General features: G+C 70.5%; 23 protein-coding genes. 8 read left to right on the top strand and 15 right to left on the bottom strand.

The window, feature by feature from the left end; translation table 11 throughout:
* Window positions 1-13: 13 nt before the first annotated feature.
* The gene (locus BEK98_RS08235) at window positions 14-820 is read right to left on the bottom strand and encodes a DUF4232 domain-containing protein (protein ID WP_208643044.1); all 807 of its coding nucleotides are present in this window, start codon (window positions 818-820) and stop codon (window positions 14-16) included.
* A 178-nt stretch (window positions 821-998) separates the two neighbouring features.
* Between BEK98_RS08235 and BEK98_RS08230 the strand changes: the two genes are divergently transcribed.
* Complete coding sequence (locus BEK98_RS08230; RefSeq protein ID WP_094215695.1) at window positions 999-2381, top strand: transcriptional regulator; 1383 nt, start codon at window positions 999-1001, stop codon at window positions 2379-2381.
* A gap of 113 nt (window positions 2382-2494) precedes the next feature.
* A complete protein-coding gene (locus BEK98_RS08225) occupies window positions 2495-3697 on the top strand; it encodes an aminotransferase-like domain-containing protein (RefSeq protein ID WP_094215694.1) in 1203 nt (400 codons plus the stop codon).
* Between the two features lie 16 nt (window positions 3698-3713).
* On the opposite strand, the gene BEK98_RS08220 is transcribed toward BEK98_RS08225, so the two are convergent.
* Together BEK98_RS08220 and BEK98_RS08215 are read right to left on the bottom strand one after the other, a co-directional pair.
* Window positions 3714-4532, bottom strand: coding sequence for a DUF4253 domain-containing protein (locus tag BEK98_RS08220; RefSeq protein ID WP_094215693.1), 819 nt, complete (start codon window positions 4530-4532; stop codon window positions 3714-3716).
* 59 nt (window positions 4533-4591) lie between these two features.
* On the bottom strand, window positions 4592-4978 hold the full coding sequence (locus BEK98_RS08215) for a VOC family protein (RefSeq protein WP_094215692.1): 387 nt from the start codon (window positions 4976-4978) through the stop codon (window positions 4592-4594).
* A 71-nt stretch (window positions 4979-5049) separates the two neighbouring features.
* Here BEK98_RS08215 and BEK98_RS08210 point away from each other — a divergent pair, with 71 nt between their 5' ends.
* A complete protein-coding gene (locus BEK98_RS08210) occupies window positions 5050-6000 on the top strand; it encodes a helix-turn-helix transcriptional regulator (protein WP_094215691.1) in 951 nt (316 codons plus the stop codon).
* A 12-nt stretch (window positions 6001-6012) separates the two neighbouring features.
* On the opposite strand, the gene BEK98_RS08205 is transcribed toward BEK98_RS08210, so the two are convergent.
* The 5 genes from BEK98_RS08205 to argS form a co-directional block, all read right to left on the bottom strand.
* The gene (locus tag BEK98_RS08205) at window positions 6013-6558 is read right to left on the bottom strand and encodes an SUKH-4 family immunity protein (RefSeq protein ID WP_094215690.1); all 546 of its coding nucleotides are present in this window, start codon (window positions 6556-6558) and stop codon (window positions 6013-6015) included.
* 33 nt (window positions 6559-6591) lie between these two features.
* Window positions 6592-8235, bottom strand: coding sequence for a WXG100-like domain-containing protein (locus BEK98_RS51260; protein WP_167444099.1), 1644 nt, complete (start codon window positions 8233-8235; stop codon window positions 6592-6594).
* Window positions 8236-8363: 128 nt separating this feature from the next.
* Window positions 8364-10025: a WD40 repeat domain-containing protein gene (locus BEK98_RS08195; protein ID WP_094215689.1), complete on the bottom strand. Its 1662-nt coding sequence runs from the start codon at window positions 10023-10025 to the stop codon at window positions 8364-8366.
* A complete protein-coding gene (locus BEK98_RS08190) occupies window positions 10022-10897 on the bottom strand; it encodes a nucleic acid/nucleotide deaminase domain-containing protein (RefSeq protein WP_094215688.1) in 876 nt (291 codons plus the stop codon). Before BEK98_RS08190 ends, BEK98_RS08195 begins: the two co-directional genes overlap by 4 nt.
* A 57-nt stretch (window positions 10898-10954) precedes the next feature.
* A complete protein-coding gene (gene argS, locus BEK98_RS08185) occupies window positions 10955-12718 on the bottom strand; it encodes an arginine--tRNA ligase (RefSeq protein WP_094215687.1) in 1764 nt (587 codons plus the stop codon).
* 128 nt (window positions 12719-12846) lie between these two features.
* Here argS and lysS point away from each other — a divergent pair, with 128 nt between their 5' ends.
* The gene (gene lysS / locus BEK98_RS08180; RefSeq protein ID WP_094215686.1) at window positions 12847-14589 is read left to right on the top strand and encodes a lysine--tRNA ligase; all 1743 of its coding nucleotides are present in this window, start codon (window positions 12847-12849) and stop codon (window positions 14587-14589) included.
* Window positions 14590-14657: 68 nt separating this feature from the next.
* Here the strand turns inward: lysS and BEK98_RS08175 are convergent, their stop codons facing one another.
* The 3 genes from BEK98_RS08175 to BEK98_RS08165 form a co-directional block, all read right to left on the bottom strand.
* Window positions 14658-15899, bottom strand: coding sequence for a DUF2637 domain-containing protein (locus tag BEK98_RS08175; protein WP_244201777.1), 1242 nt, complete (start codon window positions 15897-15899; stop codon window positions 14658-14660).
* 99 nt (window positions 15900-15998) lie between these two features.
* The gene (locus tag BEK98_RS08170; protein WP_107428261.1) at window positions 15999-16880 is read right to left on the bottom strand and encodes a DUF3558 domain-containing protein; all 882 of its coding nucleotides are present in this window, start codon (window positions 16878-16880) and stop codon (window positions 15999-16001) included.
* Between the two features lie 126 nt (window positions 16881-17006).
* Window positions 17007-17837 carry a hypothetical protein gene (locus BEK98_RS08165; protein WP_094215685.1) on the bottom strand — a complete coding sequence of 277 codons (831 nt, stop codon included), beginning with the start codon at window positions 17835-17837 and terminating at the stop codon, window positions 17007-17009.
* A 215-nt stretch (window positions 17838-18052) separates the two neighbouring features.
* Between BEK98_RS08165 and BEK98_RS08160 the strand changes: the two genes are divergently transcribed.
* Entirely contained in the window at window positions 18053-19246 is a 1194-nt protein-coding gene (locus tag BEK98_RS08160; RefSeq protein WP_094215684.1) for an RtcB family protein, read from the top strand.
* A gap of 32 nt (window positions 19247-19278) precedes the next feature.
* Here the strand turns inward: BEK98_RS08160 and BEK98_RS51255 are convergent, their stop codons facing one another.
* From BEK98_RS51255 to BEK98_RS08150, 3 genes are read right to left on the bottom strand one after another with little or no spacing between them, the layout of a single operon-like run.
* A complete protein-coding gene (locus BEK98_RS51255) occupies window positions 19279-19521 on the bottom strand; it encodes a hypothetical protein (protein ID WP_425276596.1) in 243 nt (80 codons plus the stop codon).
* Window positions 19425-20201, bottom strand: a complete 777-nt coding sequence (locus BEK98_RS08155) for an SDR family NAD(P)-dependent oxidoreductase (RefSeq protein WP_094215683.1) — start codon at window positions 20199-20201, stop codon at window positions 19425-19427. Before BEK98_RS08155 ends, BEK98_RS51255 begins: the two co-directional genes overlap by 97 nt.
* Before the next feature lie 52 nt (window positions 20202-20253).
* Window positions 20254-20592: a YnfA family protein gene (locus BEK98_RS08150; protein ID WP_094215682.1), complete on the bottom strand. Its 339-nt coding sequence runs from the start codon at window positions 20590-20592 to the stop codon at window positions 20254-20256.
* Window positions 20593-20729: 137 nt separating this feature from the next.
* On the opposite strand from BEK98_RS08150, the gene BEK98_RS08145 reads away from it, so the two are divergent.
* Together BEK98_RS08145 and BEK98_RS08140 are read left to right on the top strand one after the other, a co-directional pair.
* Window positions 20730-21200 (top strand): hypothetical protein, encoded by a 471-nt coding sequence (locus tag BEK98_RS08145; protein ID WP_341868957.1) that lies wholly within the window; start codon window positions 20730-20732, stop codon window positions 21198-21200.
* Window positions 21201-21254: 54 nt separating this feature from the next.
* Window positions 21255-21734 (top strand): MarR family winged helix-turn-helix transcriptional regulator, encoded by a 480-nt coding sequence (locus BEK98_RS08140; RefSeq protein WP_094215681.1) that lies wholly within the window; start codon window positions 21255-21257, stop codon window positions 21732-21734.
* Here the strand turns inward: BEK98_RS08140 and BEK98_RS08135 are convergent.
* The gene (locus BEK98_RS08135) at window positions 21731-22132 is read right to left on the bottom strand and encodes a winged helix-turn-helix transcriptional regulator (protein WP_094215680.1); all 402 of its coding nucleotides are present in this window, start codon (window positions 22130-22132) and stop codon (window positions 21731-21733) included. The two genes, BEK98_RS08140 and BEK98_RS08135, sit on opposite strands and share 4 nt — an antisense overlap.
* A 133-nt stretch (window positions 22133-22265) precedes the next feature.
* Here BEK98_RS08135 and BEK98_RS08130 point away from each other — a divergent pair, with 133 nt between their 5' ends.
* Window positions 22266-23156: an NADP-dependent oxidoreductase gene (locus BEK98_RS08130; protein WP_094215679.1), complete on the top strand. Its 891-nt coding sequence runs from the start codon at window positions 22266-22268 to the stop codon at window positions 23154-23156.
* The last annotated feature ends 68 nt before the right edge of the window (window positions 23157-23224 follow it).

Raw genomic sequence — 23224 nt, 5'->3', positions numbered from 1 at the left:
CGGCCTCGACGGTTCACCAGCCGGCGATGTCGTCCTGGTTCTGCTGCCAGTACGTGACCTTCAGCGAGCTGTCGTAGTACACGCCCTTCGCCGGCAGCGCCGGAGTCGCGGAGGCGCCGCCGCTGCTGTTGGGGGTCTTCCCCTGGAAGCCGACGGTCAGCTTGTGGCCCGTCATGCCGCCCTCGCCGCTTCCGTCGGCGGCGGAGAGCAGGACGGCCGCGTAGCCGGACTCGCCGGGCGCGAGGGTCGTCACGGCCTGCGGGTGGGTCTGCTCGTCGGCCTGCGGCACCCACTGCATCTCGTCGAAGCGCAGGACGGGGAAGTAGGTCAGGTCGCAGTACTTCGAGCCGGTGTTCTTGACCGTGATGAGCATGTGGTTGAGCGGTCGGGACACCGGCTGCGCGGTGACCTTGGTGTTGGAGCCGTTGCACAGGACGCGGTTCTTCGGGTCCCACGGCTCCGAGGAGCCGCCCGACGACGAGCCCGAGGCGCCCGAGGAGCCCGAGGAACCGGAGGTTCCCGAGCCCGAGGACGTCGAGCCCGAGGACGTCGAGCCCGAGGACGTCGAGCCCGAGGACGTCGAGCCCGAGGACGTCGAGGAGCCCTTGGCGGAGCCGGACGAGCCCGAAGAGGAGCCCGAACCCGCCGACTTGTCGGAGGCGGGCGTCGCGGTGCCCTTGTCGCCCGCGGTCGCCGCCGTCGAGGAGGACTGCGAGGCACCTTCGTCCTTCGTGCCCGTGCCGTCGCCGCACGCCGTCAGGGCGAGTGCGGCGAGGGCGACTCCGGTCACCGCGAGCAGGGGGGTACGGCGGATACGCATGGCTGGTCTCTCTCCCGAGTGGTGGCGTGCTTGGATGGCCACAGCTTGTGGGGCGGTCCGTCCCGCCTGCCACACCCGGCGGACGATCAGGGACGCTGGAATGCCCGCATAGGCTCTGAGCTGCGGAAACATCCCTTCCCTGGAACGCGGGAACGGGACACGGGGAGAGGGAGGAACAGTGCCGGGCAGCACTGCAGGCGCCGATTTCGGCGAGCTGTTAAGGGAGTTGAAGGACCGTTCGGGGCTCAGCTACGGCGTCCTGGCCAAACGGCTCCACATGAGTACGTCGACGCTCCACCGCTACTGCAACGGGGACGCCGTACCGACCGACTATGCCCCCGTGGAACGCCTCGCCCGCCTCTGCAAGGCCTCGCCGGACGAACTGGTCGAGCTGCACCGGCGGTGGGTGCTGGCGGACGCGATGCGGGGGTGGAAGGGGGAGCCGCAGGGGGGCCAACAGGGGCAGCGGCAGGCAGGCGAGACCACTTCACAGGCGCCGTCGAACGAGCCCGAGGGGCAAGGGCACCAGGGAGACGAGCAGCGGGAAGACGAGCGGCAGGAAGACAGGCAGCAGGAAGAGAAGCCGTCGAGTGAGGCCGGGGCGTCGCCCGTACCCGTGGTCGTACGACGGCCCTCCACCCGCCGCGCCCTCCTCGCCGCCGGTGCCGTCGCCGCCGTTCTCGGCGCCATCGCCCTCGTCGTGAGCCTCCCCTCGGGCGAGGACGGCAAGGGGGCCGCTCCCGCGGGGGCCGCCGCCTCCGGGCGGAGCGAGAGCGTCGAGGCGCCTGCGCGCTCCTCGGCAAGCCCGGACGGCGGGACGGAGCGCCCAGCCTCCCCACGCGCCTCCGACTCCCGGACACCTGCACCGGGCACGCCCAAGAGCAAGGGCGCGGGCACCGGCAAGGCCACGACAGGCGCGGGCGGCGGCACCGGCACGGACAGCGCCGCCCCGCCCCTGACGGTCACCACCCGCCCCTACAGCTGGGAAGACCCCTGCTCCCAGCGCTACTTGATCAACCGTCCGCCGACTCAGGTCGCTCCGCCGCCGAACGAGGACGACGCGCCGGCCTGGGTGGCCGCGCACGGTGCCGTCTCCTCCGGGGATCAGTTCGTCACGCTCACCGTGCAGGGCACCGGCAAGGAGACCGTGGTCATCGACCGCCTCACCGTGGGCATGGCGGGCAAGCGCTCGCCCCTCGCCTGGAACGACTACGCCATGGGCTATCCGGGCGTGGGCTGCGGCGGCGGCGTCCCGGCCCGCTCCTTCACCGTCGCCCTGGACGCGGCACGCCCCGCCGTCCTCCCGGAGTCGGGGCACCGGAACTTCCCGTTCAAGGTGAGCGAGTCCGACCCGGAGGTCTACTACATCAAGGCCGACGCCTCCGCGTACGACGTGAGCTGGTACCTGGAGCTGTCCTGGTCCAGCGGCGCACGCCACGGCACGCTCCGGGTGGACGACCACGGCAGGCCGTTCCGCACGAGCGGCAACAACGGGCGGCCCGCCTACGAGTTCCCGCTGGGCGGCTCGGGGTGGGTCAAGGAGGGCACGACCAAGTTCTGAGAGCGGCGGTCGGCGTGCCGGATGTCCGGATCGCGGAATTACCGGTGTAGGCAGCACCCAACTCCCTAGGCTGCGGACGGAGACGACCTCCCGGAGTCGAAGGAGAGCCGACCATGACCGTTGCCGAGCCCGCGCCGCCCCGTGCCCCCGTTCCGCCGCTCGCGGCCCGCGCCCGTGGCGTGGGCGGTTCGCCCATCCGGGACATCCTGGCGGTCACCGCACGCCCCGAGGTGATCAACTTCGCGGGCGGCCTCCCGGCTCCCGAGATGTTCGACCGCGAAGGCATAGCGGCCGCGTTCCGGGACGTGCTGGCGGAGACCCCGGAGCAGGCGCTCCAGTACGCCACCACGGAGGGCGAGCCGCTGCTCCGGTCCGGCCTGGCCGACCGGATCACCTCCTTCGGCCTGCCCACCACCGCCGACGACCTGCTCATCACCACCGGCTCCCAGCAGGCCCTGTCCCTGCTGGCGACCGCGCTGCTCGAACCCGGTGACACGGTCCTGGTCGAGAGCCCCTGCTATCTGGCGGCGCTTCAGGTCTTCGGACTGGCGGGCGCGCGCGTGGTGGCTGTCCCGGGGGATGAGGACGGGGTCGACCCGGAGGCGCTGGAGGAGGCGGTGCGGCGCGAACGCCCCAAGCTCCTCTACCTGGTCCCCACTTTCCAGAACCCCACCGGCCGTACGATGCCGACCCCGCGCCGCGAGGCCGTCGCCGCCGTGGCCGCCCGCCAGGGGCTGTGGATCATCGAGGACGACCCCTACGGCGAACTCCGCTACGACGGCACCCGCCCGCCCTGGATCGCCGCCTGCCCCGGGGCCGAGGACCGTGTCGTCCTGCTCGGCTCCTTCTCCAAGGTGATGGCCCCCGGCCTCCGCCTCGGCTGGCTCCGCGCCCCCGCCGAACTCCGGCGGGCGTGCACGGTGGCCAAGCAGGCGGCGGACGTGCACACGGCGACCCTCAACCAACTGGCCGCGGCCCGCTACCTGCACGTCCTGGACACCCATGTGGCCCGCGTCCGCGCCGTCTACGGCGAACGCCGGGACGCCATGCTCACCGGCCTTCCCGACGCCCTCCCGGAGGGCTCCACCTGGAGCCGGCCCGAGGGCGGCATGTTCCTGTGGGTCCGGCTCCCGGAGTCGTACGACACCACGGCCCTGCTCCCGCGCGTGGTGGAGCAGGACGTGGCCTACGTCCCGGGCGCCCCCTTCTACGCCACCGCCCCCGACCCCCGCACCCTGCGCCTGTGCTTCGTCACGCAGACGCCGGAGGAGATCGCGGAGGGACTGCGCAGGCTGGGGAGGGGGCTGAAGGTCTGAGTGCCGCTGGTCGGGGTCAGTCCCACCAGAAGGTCCAGCTCTGTGCGCCGACCAACTCCTCGGCGTACTCCCGGATGTTCTCGGGCCCGTTCTGCATGATGGCGTCCGGGCAGAACGCGAAGTGCTCCGCCGCCACCGCCTCGGCCTCGGCCAGGGTGGCCGGCGGGGCCGCGACCGACACGAGCAGGGTGTCGAGGCCGAGCGCCACCACCCGTATCCCGAAGCGGTCCTCCCAGGAGCGCAGCACCGCGCAGAGCCGGGCCACGTCACCCTCGTAGTTCACCGGGCCGGTCCAGCCGATCGCCGCCGGTATGTCGGCGGACCGGCGGGCCGGAACCAGGGCCAGATGCGGCTCCTCGATCCACGAGTCCCGGCCGCCCTTCACCGCGTCGGCGACCTGGGCGGCACACGTGTCGGGATCCACGGCGAGCGTGCCCGCCGGCGCGAGACCGGGCCACTCGGGCCCGAACGGCTCGATGTCCTCCGCCAGTTCCCTGTCCGCCGCCTCTTCCTCCCAGTACTCCTCCAGGACGTCCTCGACGTCGTGGTCTCCGGGGTACGACGTCTCGCCGGGCAGCAACACCCAGTCCCCCAGCCCACCCTGAGAACTCCCCACGTCCACGAGCACCGGCAACAGCCCGGCGCGCGCGGCCGCCCCGCCCAGTGCCTTCCAGGTGCCGGGGGCGGACTGCTTCTCCGCGTACCACAACAGGGGCTCGGGCCAGGGGCCGTCGTAGGTCTGGTCGATCAGCCTGCCGGGCGGCAGCTGAAGCCCGAGCGTACGACCGCTGGGGTCGGTACTCAGCTTGGGCAGCGGGTTGGGAAGAGTCGCCATGACGGTGACTGTAGGGGCGGGCACTGACAGTGGGGCGGGAGGGGGGAGTTGGTGCTGCCCTACACGAGCGTCGTGATGCAGAACGGATGGCCGGCGGGGTCGAGGAGAACGCGCCAGCGCTCCGGGTCCGGCTGGAACGCGGGCTTGGTGGCGCCCAGGTCGAGCAGTCGCTTCTCGGCCAGGTCCAGGTCGTCCACGCCCAGCTCGATGTGCGCCTGCTTCTCCTGCGTGGGGTCGGGCCAGGTGGGCGGGCGGTAGTCGGCGAGGCGGTTGAAGCCGAGGCCGGCGGCGCCCTCCTGGCCGAGCAGGACGAAGTCGTCGGTGGAGAACAGGACCGGGAAGCCGAGCAACTCGCCGTAGAAACGGGCCATGTCGGCGGGGTCGGCGCAGTCGAAGGTGACGGCGGCGTAGCGGAACGCGGGTGCGGAAGGGGTCTCGGTGCTCATGGGGAGGACGCTAGAACCTGACCAGGACAGTTCCGGTCCTGGTTGTGGCGCCGTGTGGAAGACTTCCGAGCGTGATCGGCTCGTCCGCCCGCCTCCTGCGGCTGCTGTCCCTGCTGTCGTCCCGGCCGTCCTGGACCTGCGGGGAACTGGCCGAGCGCATGGAGGTCACCGACCGCACGGTGCGTCGGGACATCGCCAGGCTCAGGGAACTCGGCTACACCGTCGACTCCGAGGCGGGGCCGTGGGGCGGTTACCGGCTCCGCGCCGGTTCCCGCGTGCCGCCGCTGATCCTGGACGACGAGGAAGCGCTGGCCGTGGCGGTGGGGCTCCGCGAGGCGGCGCTGAGCGACGCGCTCGGCGGCGACCAGGCGGCCCTGTCGGCACTGCTGAAGCTGCGGCAGGTGCTGCCACGCCGGATCGCGGACCGCCTCGGGGAACTGGACGACGCCTTCGTACGCCTGCCCGGGGCCGACGGGGCGCAGATCAGGCCGGGCCTGCTGCTGGAGCTGGCGGTGGCCTGCCGGCGGGGTGAGCGCGCCCGGTTGTCGTACACCGACGGGGAGGGACGGGCCACGGTCCGGGACGTCGACCCGTACCGGCTCGTCCACACCGGGCGACGCTGGTACTTCGTGGCGCGGGACGTGTCCCGGGCCCAGTGGCGGACGTTCCGGGCCGACCGCGTCGACCGCCTCCAGCCCACCGGCCACCCGGCGGACCTCACCGACCCGCCCGACCCGGCGCTCCTGGTCTCCCGCAACATCGCGAACGGCCCCTACCCCCTGTCCGCGACCATCCGCCTGCCCCTTCCCCTGCACCAGGCGGTACGGCTCATCCCGGCAACGGTCGGCACCCATCGCCCCGACGGCCCGAACGCCACCCTCGTGGACATCGGCGGCCCCGACCCGGACGGCCTGGCCCGCTACCTCCTCGGCCTGGCGACCCCGCTGCGCGTCCTCGCTCCGGAGTCGGTGCGGCAGGCCCTGATGCGCCACACCCAGGAACTTCTCGACGCGCATAGGTGAGAGCACAGGGACTTACCAGAGCCCGTTCTCCAGTTCTTCGAGGGACAGGTTCCACTGCGATTCCTCGTCGGCGAACGGTGTGGGATCGAAGGCGCCGACCACGTGCCTGAAACGTTCGGCGAGTTCCTCCGGGTCGACGTCGTTGTCGTGATCGACCTCTAGTTTTCGGAACTCGATGAGGCTGAAGAGCAGTGATTCGACATCGCGGTGGAGGAGGATGTACTGCTCTTCACTCTCCGGGAAGGCGTACACCTTTCCGGATTCCGGGTCGAGGGCGATGAGGGAGGTGAAGAGGTAGCCCAGCACCCACCAGGTCCGGCTCTCCTCCGGACAGGAGAAACCGTAGTGATCGAAGCGGCTGCCGATGACGGTCGGGTCGAATCCCGGCTCGTACGGGTCCGCCGGATCCTCTTTCGACGTGAAGACTTCGGAGTGCGGAAGTCCCACCGAACTGAGGAGGGTCAATGCGCGCGAGTCGACGGATTCACCGGCCGGGGATTGTGGAAAATAGACCACGTCGGTCAGGCCGTACGCTGCGATCATGTCGGTGGGGGTCACTGCAAAGTTCACGGATGCATCCTAGCGCGACACTTATAGGCCGAGGGTCTTCTTCAGGCCGTTCACATACTGGTTGTGTTGCTTGTTGGTGGTTTTTCCGGCTTCGTCGTAGTAATCCGCTGCATGGGTCACCTTGAGATCCGATCCGAAATGGTAATCCAGCCAGCGAGCGCACACCGGGTTCTTTTTGCAGGGTTCCCGTTCTGTGAATATTTCCTCGAGTCTGTCCTTGTTTCCCGAGTGCAGGATGGGGAACCCTATCATGCGCTCGGAATGCCCTCGCTTGTTGCTGTAGCCGACGAGAATTGATTCCCGGCCGACCGCGTCGACATAGCGGCCTGCGGCATAGTTCGTTCCGCCGCCGTCGCTGCGGGCGACACGAGCCGCCTGTGTGGCCCGCGCCAGATCGCTGGTGGAGGCGTCGATCTTTTCGGACTTCGCCCTGCCGGGGTGCTTGCTCTCGGCATGGAATTCTGCTTTTGCCTTGGGCGTATCCGGAATATAGAATTTTCCGTCGTCCCCCACGATTCCATGGAGACGATTCCTGTCGTGATCGTCGAGGGTTGCGGTGCCGCCGTCGGCGTGGAGTCGCTGCACGGACCCGTCGGCGTTCAACAGGTAGGTGCGCGTTTCGGCGTCCTCGCCGTCCTTCCACGTCTTGATCCGCTTGGCCCGCTGCCCGACCTCGTTGTCGTTGCCCTTGTGCAGCCGCGAGACCGCCTTCGCGCGGTTCGGGACCGTCTCGCCGACGTGTTTGCCGAGTTTGCCGAGGGCTTTCTCGCAGCCCTTCAGGCCGCCGTGCAGCACCGAGTCGAAGGCCTGGGTGAAGGGGTCCTTTCCCTTGGTGCGGCCGAAGGCGCCCTTGGCGCGGCCGAGCGGGGCGGAGCTGTTCAGATGGAGTTCGCTGCCGTGGAAGGAGAGCTTGCCGGCCCCGCTCTCGAACTCCTCGTGATCGATGTGAAGGTCGCCGCCCGCGCCCGGACCGCCGGACGCGGAGGCCAGCTCCATGCCGGATCCGCCCCCCGCCGAGGCAAGCTGCATGCCGCCGTGCCCGTGGCCGTGTCCGCCGCCACCGCCGCTGCCGCCAGGAGCCGGCGGCAGGGAGAACGCGTCCTCCGCCAGGTTCAGGACCGCGTCCTCGATCATCGCCTCCAGCTTGGCGTTGACCGGCTCGGTGACCCGGGCGAGCAGCTCGTCGACGATCCGGTCGGCCGCCTCGTCGATGATGCGTTTCACCAGTTGCCGCATGGCCGCGGTCTCCGCCGCGCCGATGACGGCGGACAGGCCGCCGGTGAAGACGGCCAGGCCGACCGAGAGCCCCACTGAGCCCGCCATGATGGCGAGTTCGGCCTCGGCCTTGGTCTTCATGCCGAAGATGATGTCCGCGACGACGTCACAGGCGTCGGCGAACAGGCGGGCCAGCTCCGGGATCTTGTCCAGGTGGCCCGCCTTGACCTGGGACCAGTGGGACTGCATCGAGTGGACGGCCCAGCCCCGCGAGGAGGCCAGGATGGCCTCCACGGTCTTGTGCGCGTCCGCCCCGTGTCCCTCGAACTTGTCGGCGAAGTCCCGCATGGCGTCGGCCATCTCGCGGTAGTCGTCCTCGTCGACGTTCGGGAAGTTGATGCCGATGAAGTCCAGGACCTCGTCCAGCCAGCCAGGCAGTGTGTAGCCCATCCCCCGTGATGCCCCCTCACCCTCCTGATCATCGTATGAGCAGGAAAACCCTAACGGGGGGCGGGTGTTGGAGGGCAAGGGTGTCTATGGGGTCTATGGCGTGACTGTGACAACGGGAGCTGATGGCTTCAGGCAGGGCGCAGGCACACCAGCGTCTCGTCCGTGCCGACCAGGAGCGTTCCGGCGCCGGTCAGCGCCAGCGAGTGCACCGGGGCTCCAGGCCAGTACGTGCGGACCATGCCGTCCTCGTCCAAGGTGTGGTGTTCGACCAGGCCGTCCGCCCAACCGATGGCCAGCACCGGCCCGGTGTCCGTGGTCGCGGCCGCCAGCGCCGTCACCGGGCACGGTCGTGACCGGACGGGAGATCCGAGCGGCTCGGCCGCGGGGCTCCACGCCCGTACGGTTCCGTCGTCACCGCCGCTGTAGATCAGGGGGATGCCGGGGCCGTCCTCGGACACCGTGAGGCGCAGTGCCGCCAGGGCTGTGACCTCGGCCTCGTGCAGCCGGACCGCGAAGGATCCCGGCTCGGCGTCGGCTTCCGCGAAGGCGTGCACCCGGCCTGTGGCGTCGCCGATGGTGAGCAGTCCATCGGAGAATGCCAATGCCTTGGCCGATCCCGCCAGTCGGGCCCCCGCAGCCTCCAGCAGGCGGTCCAGGAGCGTCGGGCCGTCGTCCAGCAGCGCCGAGAGGCCCGTGGCTCTCGGCGCGGAGGGGCTCCGTCGGGTGTGCAGGATGCCCTGCGCGTCCAGGACGAGTACGTCGCCGTCCGGCGTGGCGGCCACAGCGCGCGCCTGATGCACCGGCTCCGGCAGTCGGCCGAGCGGGGAGGCGTCGGTCTCGGCCAGCAGGCGGACCGTGCCCTGGTGATCGGCCACGACCAGCGCCCCGCGCCCCGACGACAGCGCTCGTGCCGGTCCCGGCCACGGCGGGCGGACATCGCCGCGCACCCTGCGCCAGACGACCTGCCACGCGGACCCTGCGGCCAGGCCGGCAAGCCTCTCCGGAAGTCTCGGGTCGGCGTCGTCGCCCAGGGCCGCCTGGAGCACGACGGCCCGGTCCGCCGGCGTCTGTTCACGGGTCAGGGACGCCCCCGCTCGCAGCCACGCCGCGCGCAGGCCGCCGTGACCGTCCCCGGAGCGTTCGTAGCGGATGGACACCTGCCACGGGTCCGCGGCGCAGACCGCGGCGGGATCGTCCAGGTCGATGTCGTCCGTGGGACCTTCGGGTGCCGTGTGGCGGTGGGTCGGCCGGGTGGCCGCCCAGGTGGCGTACCGCTCGGGGTCCGTCCACTGCGCCTGGTCGAGGTCCATGACGGCCGAGTGGGCGGCCGAGAGGGTCTGGGCCTCGCTGGTGTCGCCGCGTGCCTCGACGATCAGGCGGACGTGGGGCAACTCCAGCAGCAACAGCGCGAGTTCGGTGACATGTCCCGGGTCCTCCGCCGCGTGCAGCTCCGGCAGCACGATCACCGTACGGCGCTTGTCGGCCGCCAGCGCCGCCGCCAGCTCGCCCGGGGTGCGGGCGGCCACCGACAGCTGCTCGGCCAGGGTCCAGGCGGTGGTCAGCGCGGTCTGGCCGGCGAGCGGCACGAAACCGTGCACCCGGCGCTCCCGCTGCACCCCCTCCCGCGTCCCGTGGGCGATCAGCCACGCCAGCAGGGCCGACTTGCCGCTTCCCGCGCTGCCGGTGACGACACACAGGCGCGGTGCGTCCGCGTCCGCCAGCCACGCCAGCAGCGCTGCGGCGGCCGGTTCACGTCCCGCTGCGGGGCGGGACCACTGCAGCTCGGTCACCGGCCACCCGCCTGCTCCGCCGCGTACGTGATCAACTCCTTGAGTCCGTCTTCGCGCGACTCCGCAGTGGCGCCGTAGTCGAAGCTGTGCGTGAACTCCGCGTGCGGGAAGGTGGCTTGCAGCCAGACCGCGCAGTAGTGGCCCGGCATCATGCACGGCTCCAGTTCGCAGTAGACGCGCCGGACGCTCTCCGGTGCGACTCCCTCGGCCCGCAGGCGCTGCCAGACCAGTTCCTCCGGGTGCGCGCGTCCCGGGCCCGTCGCGTCGGTGACGATCTGCTTGGCGCCCGTCGCGTCGACGTACTCGAACGCGGACGAGAACGGGAAGTTGAGGGTGTGCCGTACGTCGTCCAGCACCTTCGGCCACCAGCTCTCGCGGTCCTCGAAGGCGGCGGCGTCGATCTGCCGCAGCTCGGCGTTGAGTTCGCGGAACGCGGCGGCGGCCACCGGGAGGCTCGTGGAGGCGGCGATCACCGGCAGCCGTCGGTCCAGGGCCGTCAGGGAGGCGTTGAAGGCGGTGACGTCGGAGCTGACGAACATGTCGTCGTCCTCCTGCGTCAGGAAGACCGCCTGCACCGTGCCGTCCGGACGTACGCACAGGTGGGCCAGCGGGTCCGTACCGATGCGCAGCCAGTTGTCCCGGCCGACCGGAGCGGGCAGCCCGGCGTGTCCGGCGGTCATGCCCAGGGTCAGTCCGTCGGTGTCGCCCGCCGCGGTGAAGTACGGCGTCACGTGCAGCGGGACCCCGGTGGTCGCCAGTACCTCGCGGGCCACGTCGGGCAGCTGTACCCCGTAGGAGCCGGGCACGGAGAAGCGGCGCATGCCGTTCTCGCCGAAGTGGGCCACGGACGGATCGGGGACGCGCTCGGGCATCGGGCTGCCTTTCGGTCTGTGGAGACGGGTGTCTCCACAGACCTTAAGGGGTGTGCGTCAGAGCTTCTCGGGCGTCCTGATGCCCAGCAGGGACATGCCCCGGTGCAGGGTGCGGGCCGTGACGTCGCACAGGAAGAGGCGGTTCTCCACCTGGGCCGGGGTCTCGGCCTTCAGGACCGGGCACTTGTCGTAGAACGTCGTGTACAGGGACGCCAGCTGGTACAGGTACGCCGCCAGCTTGTGCGGGGCGTAGTCCGCCGCCGCCTCGGCCACCAGCTCCGCGAACGCGTCGGCGTGCAGGCCCAGCGCCCGCTCCGCGTCCGCCAGTTCCAGCTCGGGGTGCGCGGCCGGGCGGACCTCGCCGGCCTTGCGGAGGATGGACTGGATACGGGCGTACGCGTACTGGAGGTAGACGGACGTGTCGCCGTTCAGCGAGACCATCTGGTCCAGGTCGAACTTGTAGTCCCGGTTGGCCGACGTGGACAGGTCCGCGTACTTCACCGCGCCGATGCCCACCTGGGCGCCCCGCTCGGCGATCTCCTGCTCGGACAGGTCCTGGGCCTTCTCCCGGACGACGGCCGACGCGCGGTCGATCGCCTCGTCGAGGAGGTCGACCAGCCGGACCGTCTCACCCTCACGCGTCTTGAACGGCTTGCCGTCCTTGCCGAGGACCGTGCCGAAGGCCAGCTGGAACGCCGTGACGTCGCCGTTCAGCCAGCCGGCCCGGCGGGCGGTCTCGAAGACCATCTTGAAGTGCAGGGCCTGGCGGGCGTCCACCACGTACACCAGGGTGTTCGCCTTCAGGTTGAAGACGCGGTCGCGGATCGCGGAGAGGTCGGTGGCCGCGTAGCCGTAGCCGCCGTCCGACTTCTGCACGATCAGCGGGACCTGGTTGCCGTCCGGGCCCTTGACGTCCTCGAAGAAGACGCAAAGGGCGCCCTCGGAGCGGACCGCGACGCCGGACTCCTCCAGCAGGCGGCAGGTCTCGGCCAGCATGTCGTTGTAGCCGGACTCGCCGACGATGTCGGGGTCCTGGATCTCCATGTCCAGCTTCTCGAAGACGGAGAAGAAGTAGATCTTCGACTCGTCGACGAACTTCTGCCACATGGCGAGGGTCTTCGGGTCGCCCGCCTGGAGGTCGACCACCCGGCGCCGGGCGCGCGTCTTGAACTCCTCGTCGGAGTCGAACTTCTTCCGCGCGGCCTTGTAGAGGCGGTCGAGGTTCGACATCGCCTCCTCACCGGTGACCTGGCCGCCCTTGTGGTCCAGCTCGTGCGGGTGCTCGTCCAGGTACTGGATGAGCATGCCGAACTGGGTGCCCCAGTCGCCGATGTGGTGGCGCCGGACCACGTTCTCGCCGGTGAACTCCAGGAGCTGCACCACCGAGTCGCCGATCACCGCCGACCGCAGGTGGCCTACGTGCATCTCCTTCGCCACGTTCGGCTGCGCGTAGTCGATCACCGTCGTGCCGGGCTCCGCGGCGAGCGGCACGCCGAGGCGGCCCGTCTCGTCCGCGTACCTCGCGGCCAGGTTCGCGGTGATCGCCCGGTCCGCGATCGTGATGTTCAGGAAGCCGGGGCCGGAGACCTCGATCTCCTTGATCACGTCACCGGCGGCGACCTGGGAGACGACCTGCGTGGCCAGCTCCCGCGGGTTCGCCTTCGCCTTCTTGGCGAGCGCCAGGATTCCGTTGGCCTGGAAGTCGGCCCGGTCGCTACGTCGCAGCAGCGGGTCCGCGCCGGCGGCCTCCGGCAGGGAAGCCGAGAGGGCGGACGCGAGGTGCTGCTGGACGGAATCGCTGAGGGACGTGACCGAGGCCATAGGAATGGGTGCCGTTCTCCTCGTGGGGATGGATAGTCCCAGCCAGTATCCCATGGGAGGTAAAGCGGTTTTCGTCGACGCAACCCCGTCTGTGAGAATGGGGTGTCACCCCGTTCAGAAAGAAGGACGTGCCGATCGTGGCTCAGAGCACCGAGACCACCGACTGGGTCTCCCGTTTCGCGGATGAGGTCATCGAGGAGTCGGAGCGTCGGGCCCCGGGCAAACCTGTGGTCGTCGCGTCCGGTCTCTCCCCGTCCGGACCGATCCACCTGGGCAACCTGCGCGAGGTCATGACCCCGCACCTGGTCGCCGACGAGGTCCGCCGCCGCGGGCACCAGGTCCGCCACCTGATCTCCTGGGACGACTACGACCGGTACCGGAAGGTGCCGGCGGGCGTCGCGGGCGTCGACGCGTCGTGGGCCGAGCACATCGGCAAGCCGCTGACCTCCGTCCCGGCCCCGCAGGGCTCGGCGTACCCGAACTGGGCCGAGCACTTCAAGGCCGCGATGATCGAGTCGCTCGCCGAGCTGGGTGTCGAGTTCGACGGGATCAGCCAGACCGCGCAGTACACCTCCGGTGTCTACCGCGAGCAGATCCTGCACGCGATGAAGCACCGCGGCGACATCGACGCGATCCTCGCCCAGTACCGGACGAAGAAGTCTCCCGCCAAGAAGCAGCAGCAGAAGGCGGTGGACGAGGCCGAGCTGGAGGCCGAGGAGGGTTCGGGCGCCGCGTCCGAGGACGACGGCAGCTCCGGCTCCGCCGGGTACTTCCCGTACAAGCCGTTCTGCGGCAACTGCGGCAAGGACCTGACGACGGTCACCTCGTACGACGACGACAGCACCGAGCTGGCGTACACCTGCAACGAGTGCGGCTTCGCCGAGACCGTCCGGCTGAGCGAGTTCAACCGCGGCAAGCTGGTCTGGAAGGTCGACTGGCCGATGCGGTGGGCCTTCGAGGGTGTGATCTTCGAGCCGAGCGGTGTCGACCACTCGTCTCCGGGATCCTCCTTCCAGGTGGGCGGGCAGATCGTCGGGATCTTCGGCGGCAAGCAGCCCATCGGGCCCATGTACGCCTTCGTGGGCATCAGCGGGATGGCCAAGATGTCGTCCTCGCGCGGTGGGGTGCCCACCCCTGCGGACGCTCTGAAGATCATGGAGCCGCAGATCCTGCGCTGGCTGTACGCCCGCCGTCGGCCCAACCAGTCCTTCAAGATCGCCTTCGACCAGGAGATCCAGCGGCTCTACGACGAGTGGGACAAGCTGGCGGGCAAGGTCGCCGACGGGTCCGCGCTGCCGGCCGACGTCGCCGCGTACACGCGGGCCGTGGGTACGGCCGCCGGTGAGCTGGTGAAGACGGAGCGTCCGCTGCCGTACCGCACGCTCGCCTCCGTCGCCGACATCACCGCCGGGCACGAGGACCAGGCGCTGCGGATCCTCTCCGAGCTGGACCCGGAGCAGCCGCTGTCCTCGCTGGACGAGGCGCGGCCGCGGTACGACCGGGCCGAGGCGTGGATCAACACCCACGTCCCCGCCGACCAGCGCACCATCGTCCGGGACGAGCCGGACGCGGAGCTGCTGAAGTCCCTCGACGAGGCGTCCCAGCAGTCGGTACGGCTGCTGCTCGACGGTCTTGCCGAGCACTGGTCGCTCGACGGGCTGACGCATCTCGTGTACGGCGTGCCCAAGGTGCAGGCCGGGTTCTCGGCCGACGCCACGCCCAAGGAGCTGCCGCCGGAGATCAAGACGGCTCAGCGGTCGTTCTTCGCGCTGCTGTACCACCTGCTGGTCGGGCGGGACACCGGGCCTCGGCTGCCCACGCTGCTGCTTGCGGTGGGGCAGGAGCGGGTGCGGGCCCTGCTCGGGGAGTAAGCGGTAAAGGAAAGGGGGCCCTCCTCGGAGGGCCCCCTTTCCTGTGCGCTCATTCCTGTGCGCTCTCGCTATGCGATGTGGTCGTCCTGCAGTTCCGCCGTGTGGCGGTTGGTGAAGCGGTTGACCATGCGTTCGGCTTCGCGCTGCGGCAGGGAAGTGCCGAACGTCGCCTCCACGTCACCGCGGAACTGGCCGGCGGTGGGGTAGCTGCCGTCGATGGACTGGAGGAAGACCCGGTAGAAGGCCTCCTCGTCGGGTTCCGGCGGGCCGCCGCCCTCGCCCAGCTCCCGGGTGCGGTTCGCGGTCACCGGGATGGGGAAGCTGCCGGTGTCCTCCGGGGAGGGCTGCTGGAACTGCTCCACGGGCTGTTCCTCGTACCAGTCCCCGTACTGCTCCTCGGGGATGTACTGGGGGTCCGGGGGCGGGACGAAGGTGGGGTCGTAGCCGCCGTGGTAGTCCACTTCGCGTGGAGCCTGGAACCAGGGGCTCTCTTCGTCCGGGATGTTGTCCGGTTCCCCGGTGCGCTGGCCGGGCAGTTGGGGGCGCTGCTCGCTGCGAGGTGCCGCTGCGCCCACCTGTGCCGCCCCGGCGGCACGACTGCCCGCGGCTACCGGCGGTAGATCCGCAGCCGGAGGTATGAGCGCCGGCTCTATGCCCGCCGCCGCCAGACCGGCAGGTGCGGTCTCCGCCAGGGGCACGCCGTAGCGCGCCAGGCGCAGGGGCATCAGGGACTCCACCGGGGCCTTGCGGCGCCAGGCTCGGCCGAAGCGGGCGTGGAGCCTCGCCTGGTAGACGAGACGTTCCTGCTCCAGCCTAATGACCTGGTCGTAGGAGCGCAGCTCCCACAGCTTCATGCGGCGCCAAAGGAGGAAGGTCGGGACCGGGGAGAGGAGCCAGCGGGTGAGGCGGACGCCCTCCATGTGCTTGTCGGCCGTGATGTCGGCGATGCGGCCGATCGCGTGCCGGGCCGCCTCGACGGCGACCACGAACAGGATCGGGATCACCGCGTGCATGCCCACGCCCAGCGGGTCCGGCCAGGCGGCGGCGCCGTTGAAGGCGATGGTCGCCGCCGTCAGGAGCCAGGCCGTCTGGCGCAGGAGCGGGAACGGGATGCGGATCCAGGTCAGCAGCAGGTCCAGGGCGAGGAGGACACAGATGCCCGCGTCGATACCGACCGGGAAGACGTAGGAGAAGTTCCCGAAGCCCTTTTTGAGGGCCAGTGCACGGACGGCCGCGTAGGAACCGGCGAAGCCGATGCCGGCGATGATCAACGCGCCGGCGACGACCACGCCGATGAGTATCCGGTGCATCCGAGTCAGCTGCATTGGCGCGGCCACTCGTACTCCCCTCCCCTTGCGTGTTCTTGCGCGCAACAGAGTGGCATACGCCTGCGACGAACGTGACGCCGGTCAGTTCTTCGCGGTGGCCGACTTGGACGGAGATGCGCTGGAGGAGGGCGACTTCGACGCCGACTTGGAGGGGGAAGAAGAGGGCTTCGTGGAGGAACTGCCCGCAGAACCTTCACCGTTGGCGGCCGAGATCGCCGCGACCGCCTCCTTGACGGCCTTCTCCGCCGCCTTGGCGAGATCGTCGGCGTCCGGCGTCTTCTCGCCCGCGAGACCGGCGCCGTTGTAGTCGAGCGTGATGACCACGTTCTCGACCCGGGCGACCACGGTCTGCTGCTTGAAGGCGCCCTCCTTCTTCTTCAGGTCGTAGCGCACGGCCGTCGCCTCGGCGCCCGCTCCCGCGACCGGCTGCGACTTGGTGTTCTTCGCGCCGGACACGCTCTGCGCGTCGCTGACCTGCTGGGTGTAGTACGTGTGCGCCTGCTTCTCGCCCGGACCGCGGCTCGCGTCCGAGTCGAAGCGCAGCAGGGAGACGTTCAGCCAGCGGAACTGGGAGCCCTTGGTGCCGTTGTTGTCCAGGCTGCTCCAGGAGCAGGAGGAACGGGTGGTGGTGTCGTCGGAGGTGCCCTCCTTGCCCGACTTGGCGCCCTTCGGCACCAGATCGGTCAGGGTGTTCTTCGACAACACCGCGCACGGCTCGGGAAGCTTCTTGTACGCGGCCGCCTGCACGGTCGGGGACGCGCTCGCCGAGGGCTGCTGCGTGGAGCCGCTGCTCGCGCTCTGCTGGGCGCCGGCGCCGCTCTTGTCCTTGGAGTCGCCGCTGTCCGAGGAGCAGGCGGCGGTGATCAGGACCGCGGGAACGGCTGCCGCACAGACAAGAGCGCGGCGCAGGCGCTTGGCTCGCTGGTCTCGGGCTCGGTCGTCTCGCTGGGCTGCTCGCTGCATGGTTCCTTCACTCGTGACGCTCGGTGTTCGTGCGGGTTCCTGCGGGGCCACGGTACGCGGTGAAGGAGCTGTGCGGTTTCCGTTCCCGCGCTTTGCGAGTGGCGGCACACCGGGCCCCGGCGAGGGTCAGCCGCCCAGCGTGTCGGCCAGTTGAGAGGCCAGATCACGGGCCCTGTCCTGCATTTCCTTGCTGTCCGGGACCGTTCCGGTGGCCGTCGGCTGCTCCTCGTACTCGATGGTGACGACGACGTTGGACGTGCGGAACACCACAGTCACCGTGCGCGGTTCGGCGGTCGAGCCGGAGCTGCCCAGCTGGTCGTTCAGATACGCCTCGTCACCGAGATCGGACAGCACCCGGGGCTGGAGGTCGGTCGGAGTGGCCTCGGGGGAGGTCTCCGTGCCGGAGGGGGACGCCTCGTCGCTCGCGGTGGCCGTGGGCGTGGGCGTGCCGGTGGTGGACGAGGTGGCGGAGGAGGCGGCGGAGGAGCTGGGGGTGGCGCTGCTCGGCTCGGGCAGGTCGGCGGCCGTCTCCTTCTCCTGGAACAGGTTCTGCGCCTGGACGTCGTCGCTGACCGCGTTGTCGTACGACACCACGCGCTCGAAGTCGACCGAGAGGCGGTCGGTGGCGTCGGCGGACTCCACCTTCCAGCGGCAGCCGACCCTGCGGTCGGTGTTGTAGGTGAGCGTGGCCTCGCCCTGGTACGCCTTGTCCCGCTGCTCGGGGTCGGTGAGCTGCTTGATGCCGGGCAGCAGTGAGTCGAGGGTGTCGTGGTCGACCGCACCGCACGGCTCGGGGAGCGTGCGGTACTTGCCGGGCTGGGCGGCCACCGTCGCCGTACCGGTGTCGCCGGGGTTGGCGTTGTCGGTGGGGCTGTCGCCGCCGGAACCGCTCGTGCAGCCGGCCAGCAGTGCCGCGAGGAGGGCGGCGGTGCCGGTTACGTACGCCTTCCGCTGCACGGTCGGGCTCCTCTCGACGGTGTGTGTTCGTTCGGTGGTCCAGTGTCCCCGCTGGTTAATCGCTTGCCGCAGCGAGGCGCTCCCTGGACACAATGTGTATCGCACGCACTGCCGTGGACGCCGGTCCCTTGTCCCTTTTCGTAGACCTTGGCGCCGCTTTTGCGTTTTGATGCTTTTAAGCCATTTGTTGTTTTGTCGGGGGAATGAGGAACGTGATGTCGTACGTGGAGATGCCGGGCGCGAAGGTCCCGATCCGGATGTGGACGGACCCCGCGACGGTGGAGGACGTGGCCCTGCGCCAGCTGCAGAACGTGGCCACCCTGCCCTGGATCAAGGGCCTGGCCGTGATGCCGGACGTGCACTTCGGAAAGGGTGCGACGGTCGGGTCGGTCATCGCCATGCAGGGCGCGGTATGCCCTGCCGCGGTGGGGGTGGACATCGGCTGCGGGATGTCGGCGGTGAAGACGTCGCTGACCGTCAACGACCTGCCGGGGGATCTGTCGCGGCTGCGGTCGAAGATCGAGCAGGCGATCCCGGTGGGGCGGGGGATGCATGAGGATCCCGCGGACCCGGGACAGTTCCACGGGCTGGCGACGGCCGGGTGGGACGACTTCTGGAAGCGGTTCCACGGTGTCGCCGAGGCGGTGCACTTCCGTGAGGAGCGGGCCACCAAGCAGATGGGCACGCTGGGTTCGGGCAACCACTTCATCGAGGTCTGCACGGACACCACCGGTGCCGTCTGGCTGATGCTGCACTCCGGTTCCCGGAACATCGGCAAGGAACTCGCCGAGCACCACATCGGTGTCGCGCAGAAGCTCCCGCACAACCAGGGCCTGGTCGACCGTGACCTCGCCGTCTTCGTCGCGGACACCCCGCAGATGGCGGCCTACCGCAACGACCTGTTCTGGGCGCAGGAGTACGCCAAGTACAACCGCGCGCTCATGATGGCGCTCCTGAAGGACGTGATCCGCAAGGAGTTCAAGAAGGCGAAGCCGACTTTCGAGCAGGAGATCTCCTGCCACCACAACTACGTGGCGGAGGAGCGGTACGAGGGCATGGACCTGCTGGTGACCCGCAAGGGCGCGATCCGGGCCGGCTCCGGCGACTACGGGATCATCCCGGGCTCGATGGGCACGGGCTCGTACATCGTGAAGGGCCTCGGGAACGAGAAGGCCTTCAACTCGGCCTCGCACGGCGCGGGTCGGCGGATGAGCCGCAACGCGGCCAAGCGGCGCTTCTCGACCAAGGACCTGGAGGACCAGACCCGGGGCGTGGAGTGCCGCAAGGACTCCGGCGTCGTGGACGAGATCCCCGGTGCCTACAAGTCCATCGACCAGGTCATCGACCAGCAGCGGGACCTGGTGGAGGTCGTGGCCAAGCTCAAGCAGGTGGTGTGCGTGAAGGGCTGACGGCAACCTCGGGTGCCGTCAGCCCCGATCGCTCACTTCGCGTGGCGTACCGCGTAGATCATCACGAACGCGATGACGTGGATGCCGAAGAGGAAGTAGCCCAGGAAGTACCAGACCTGGCGTTCGTTCCTGGTCTCCTCGGCCAGGCGGCGCTTCTCCGGAGAGTCCTCGTTCGGCATCACAGCTCCCGGTGCACCTTGGTGTTGGAGGCCTGGGCGCGGGGGCGCAGGACCAGGAGGTCCACGTTGACGTGGCTGGGGCGGGTGACCGCCCAGGTGATCGTCTCGGCCACGTCGTCGGCGGTGAGGGGCTCGGCCACGCCCTGGTAGACCTTCTCCGCCCGCTCCGTGTCGCCACCGAAGCGGGTCAGCGCGAACTCGTCCGTCTTGACCATGCCGGGGGCGATCTCGATCACCCGGACCGGCAGGCCGACGATCTCCAGGCGCAGCGTCTCGGCGAGGACGTGCGCGCCGTGCTTGGCGGCCACATAGCCGCCGCCGCCCTCGTAGGTGCCGTGGCCCGCCGTGGAGGACACCACGACCACCACGCCGTCGCCGCTCGCCTCCAGCTTCGGGAGCAGGGCCTGCGTCAGGTTCAGGGTGCCGAGGACGTTCGTCTCGTACATCGTGCGCCAGTCGGCCGGGTCGCCGGTGGCCACCGGGTCCGCGCCCAGGGCTCCGCCGGCGTTGTTGACCAGCACGCCGATCGTCTGGAAGGCCGTGGCGAACTCGTCGACGGCGGCGCGGTCCGTCACGTCCAGCTGGTAGGCCGTCGCCGCGTGGCCGGCCGCGTTGATCTCCTTAGCCAGCGCCTCGATACGGTCCACGCGGCGGGCCGTGAGGACGACGCGGTATCCGGCCTCGGCGAGCTGCCGGGCCGTGGCGGCGCCGATGCCGCTGCTCGCACCCGTGACGACGGCGATGCGGGAGGCTGCGGACGGGGCGGCGGGGGCCATGGGCTGCTCCTGGGAGAGAGAAGGGTGGGCGCTCCTCCAGCCTAGGCGAGGGTCAGGTGCCGTTCCTCGGGGCCCACATGATCACGGCCATGCCGGCCAGGCAGATCAGGGCTCCGGTGATGTCCCAGCGGTCGGGCCGGAAGCCGTCGGCGACCACGCCCCACAGGAGCGAGCCGGCCACGAAGATCCCGCCGTACGCGGCCAGGATGCGGCCGAAGTGCGCGTCCGGCTGGAAGGTGGCGACGAAACCGTAGGCGCCCAGGGCCAGGACCCCGCCGGTCATCCACAGCCAGCCGCGGTGTTCGCGTACGCCCTGCCAGACCAGCCAGGCGCCGCCGATCTCGAACAGCGCGGCGACGACGAACAGGGCGGCGGAGCGGAGGATCGACATGCGGGCAGCTTCGCACGCGGGTGTGGTGTCACCTGATGGAGGGCGGTGGACGACCGGCTCGCGTGGCATACATCCGTACGGCATACGGGACGCGGTCCGAGGACGAATTCTGAGGACAAGGTCTGAGGCGAGGTGGCATGCGGATGAGGTCGTGGGTGCTGGGTGCGTGCGGTGCCGTACTGGTGGCCGCGGGCGTGGCCGGGCCGGCCGGGGCCGCCGCCGCGCCCGAGGCCGATCTGTCCTTTCACGGGAGTGCCGTCATGGACGGGGCCCGGGTGGAGGTCCTGGTCACTCCGCACAACGACGGGCCCGAGGCCGTGTCGGGCGCGAGTGTGCAGCTGCGCTGGTCGGTGCCGCTCGCCGAGGAGCAGCAGCTGCCGGGCGGGTGCGCGCGGACGGACGAGCGGACGGTGGTGTGCGACACCGGGGCGCTGGCCCCGGGCGAGTCCGGGGAGCAGCTCGGGGTGACCGTGCGGCTCGCGGAGGAGCCGTCGGAGGTCACGCTGGAGGTCGACACCGCCTGGAACGGTGGCGCGGTCGACAAGGACCGCTCGAACGACCAGCTCAAGGTCCTCGTCCTCGACACCGGGGACGCGTACGCCTTCTGAGGCGCCCGGACCGTCGTACGATCTCTGCACCACGCAGACGAAGGGGAGTGCGGCATGGCCGGGAACGGGACCGGGCGGTCCAGGCTGCTGGCGGAGCTGGGCGTGGTGTCCCGGCGGTACATGGCGTCGTACGCCCTGTTCAACCAGGCCGTGGCCGACCGGATCGGGCTGCACCCCACCGACCTGCAGTGCCTGAACCTGCTCACGCTGGAGGCGGAGCCGGTCACCACCGGCCGGGTCGCGGAGCTGACGGGGCTGACGACCGGGTCGGCCACCCGGCTGGTGGACCGGCTGGAGCGGGCGGGCTACGTCGTACGGCAGCGGGACGACACGGACCGGCGGCGGGTGCTGGTGGCGACCGTGCCGGAGAAGATCGCCGAGTTCGGGCGGATGTGGGACGCGCTGGCCGGTGACTGGTCCCGGATCTTCGACGAGCTGGACGACGCCGAACTGGCCGTGATCATCCGGCACATGGAGCGGACCGTGGAGTTCGGCGGGGAGCAGATCGCCCGGTTGCGGGAGGGGCGCGGCTAGGCGTTCTCCGCGTCGTACTGCTCGCGGGCCTCCTGTACCTCGTCGAAGTGGGTCTCCGCCCACTGCTTCACCGCGGTCAGCAGGCCGGCGAGGCTGCGGCCGAGCGGGGTGAGTGCGTAGTCGACCCGGACCGGGACGGACGGGGTGACCGTGCGGGAGACGATGCCGTCGCGTTCCAGGGTGCGCAGGGTCTGGGTGAGCATCTTGGGGCTGACGCCGGCGATCTTGCGGCCGATGTCGCTGTAGCGCATGGGGCCGGGGGACAGGGCGGCGACGACGAGGCCGACCCATTTGTCGCTGAGCCTGCCGAGGAGGTGGTTGGTGGGGCAGGCGGCGAGGAAGGCGTCGTAGTCGATACGGGCCTGCTCGCGCCGCTGGGCTGCGGTTGTGGTCGCCATGGCTCTCCTCCGGGTCCCCTACGCACTCTCAGGTAACTACTTACCGATGGATAGTAGCTCTCCTAGGGTTGGTGCTGCGGCCGGGAAATTGCCGCGAAGTACATCAAATGTCTTGTAATCGGGGAGAGTTGACATGCGTGCTGCTGTGGTGACGACGTTCGGTGGTCCGGAGGCCGTGGAGATCGTGGACGTGGCGGTGCCGGAGCCGGGGGCCGGGCAGGTGCGGATCAAGGTGGCGGCCAGTGCCGTGAACCCCGTGGACCTGGCCGTGCGGGCCGGTCTCTTCGGCGGCGCGGGCCGGACGCTGGGGCTCGGCTGGGACGTGGCCGGGACGGTGGACGCGGTGGGGGTGGCCGCGGCCTGGCAGGTGGGTGACGAGGTGGTGGCCCTCGCGGGCGGCGTGGCCGATCCGCTGGGCGCGCACGCCGAGTACGTCGTCGTGGCGACGGACGCCGTGGCCAAGGCCCCGGCCACCGTGGACGCGGTGCACGCCGGCACCCTGCCGCTGAACGCGCTGACCGCCGTCCAGGCCCTCGACCTGCTGGAGCTGGAGCCGGGCGGGTCGCTGCTGGTGACCGGTGCGGCGGGCGCGGTGGGCGGGTTCGCGGTGCAGCTGGCCGCACACCGGGGGATCGCGGTGACCGGGCAGGCCCGGGCGGCCGACGAGGAGCTGGTGCGGTCCCTGGGGGCCACGGACTTCACCGCCGAGGGGGTCGCGCCGGGGAGCGTGGACGCGGTGCTGGACGCGGCGATGCTCGGCGAGCCGGCGCTGGAATGGGTCCGTGACGGGGGTGCCTTCGTCAGCGCCCGGCCCGGCCAGCAGCCCGCCCCGGTCCGCGGGGTGCGGACCACGTCCGTGGCGGTGAGCGCCGACGGGGCCCGCCTGGCGGAGCTGGTCCGGCTGGTGGACGAAGGGGTGCTGAGCCTTCGGGTGGCCGAGACGTTCGGTCTGGAGGAGGCGGTGAAGGCGCACGTGCGGCTCGCTGAGGGCGGGGTGCGCGGACGGCTGGTGCTGGTGCCGTAGCGGGGGCCTCCTGGGGTGCGGGGAGTGCGGCTCGGGGCCGGTGCCGACGGGGTGTGGCTCGTGGACGA

Source organism: Streptomyces diastatochromogenes, assembly GCF_002242805.1.
Taxonomy (GTDB): Bacteria; Actinomycetota; Actinomycetes; order Streptomycetales; family Streptomycetaceae; genus Streptomyces; species Streptomyces diastatochromogenes.
Note: the sequence above shows the minus strand (reverse complement) of the source record. Positions and strands in the feature narration are given on the sequence as shown.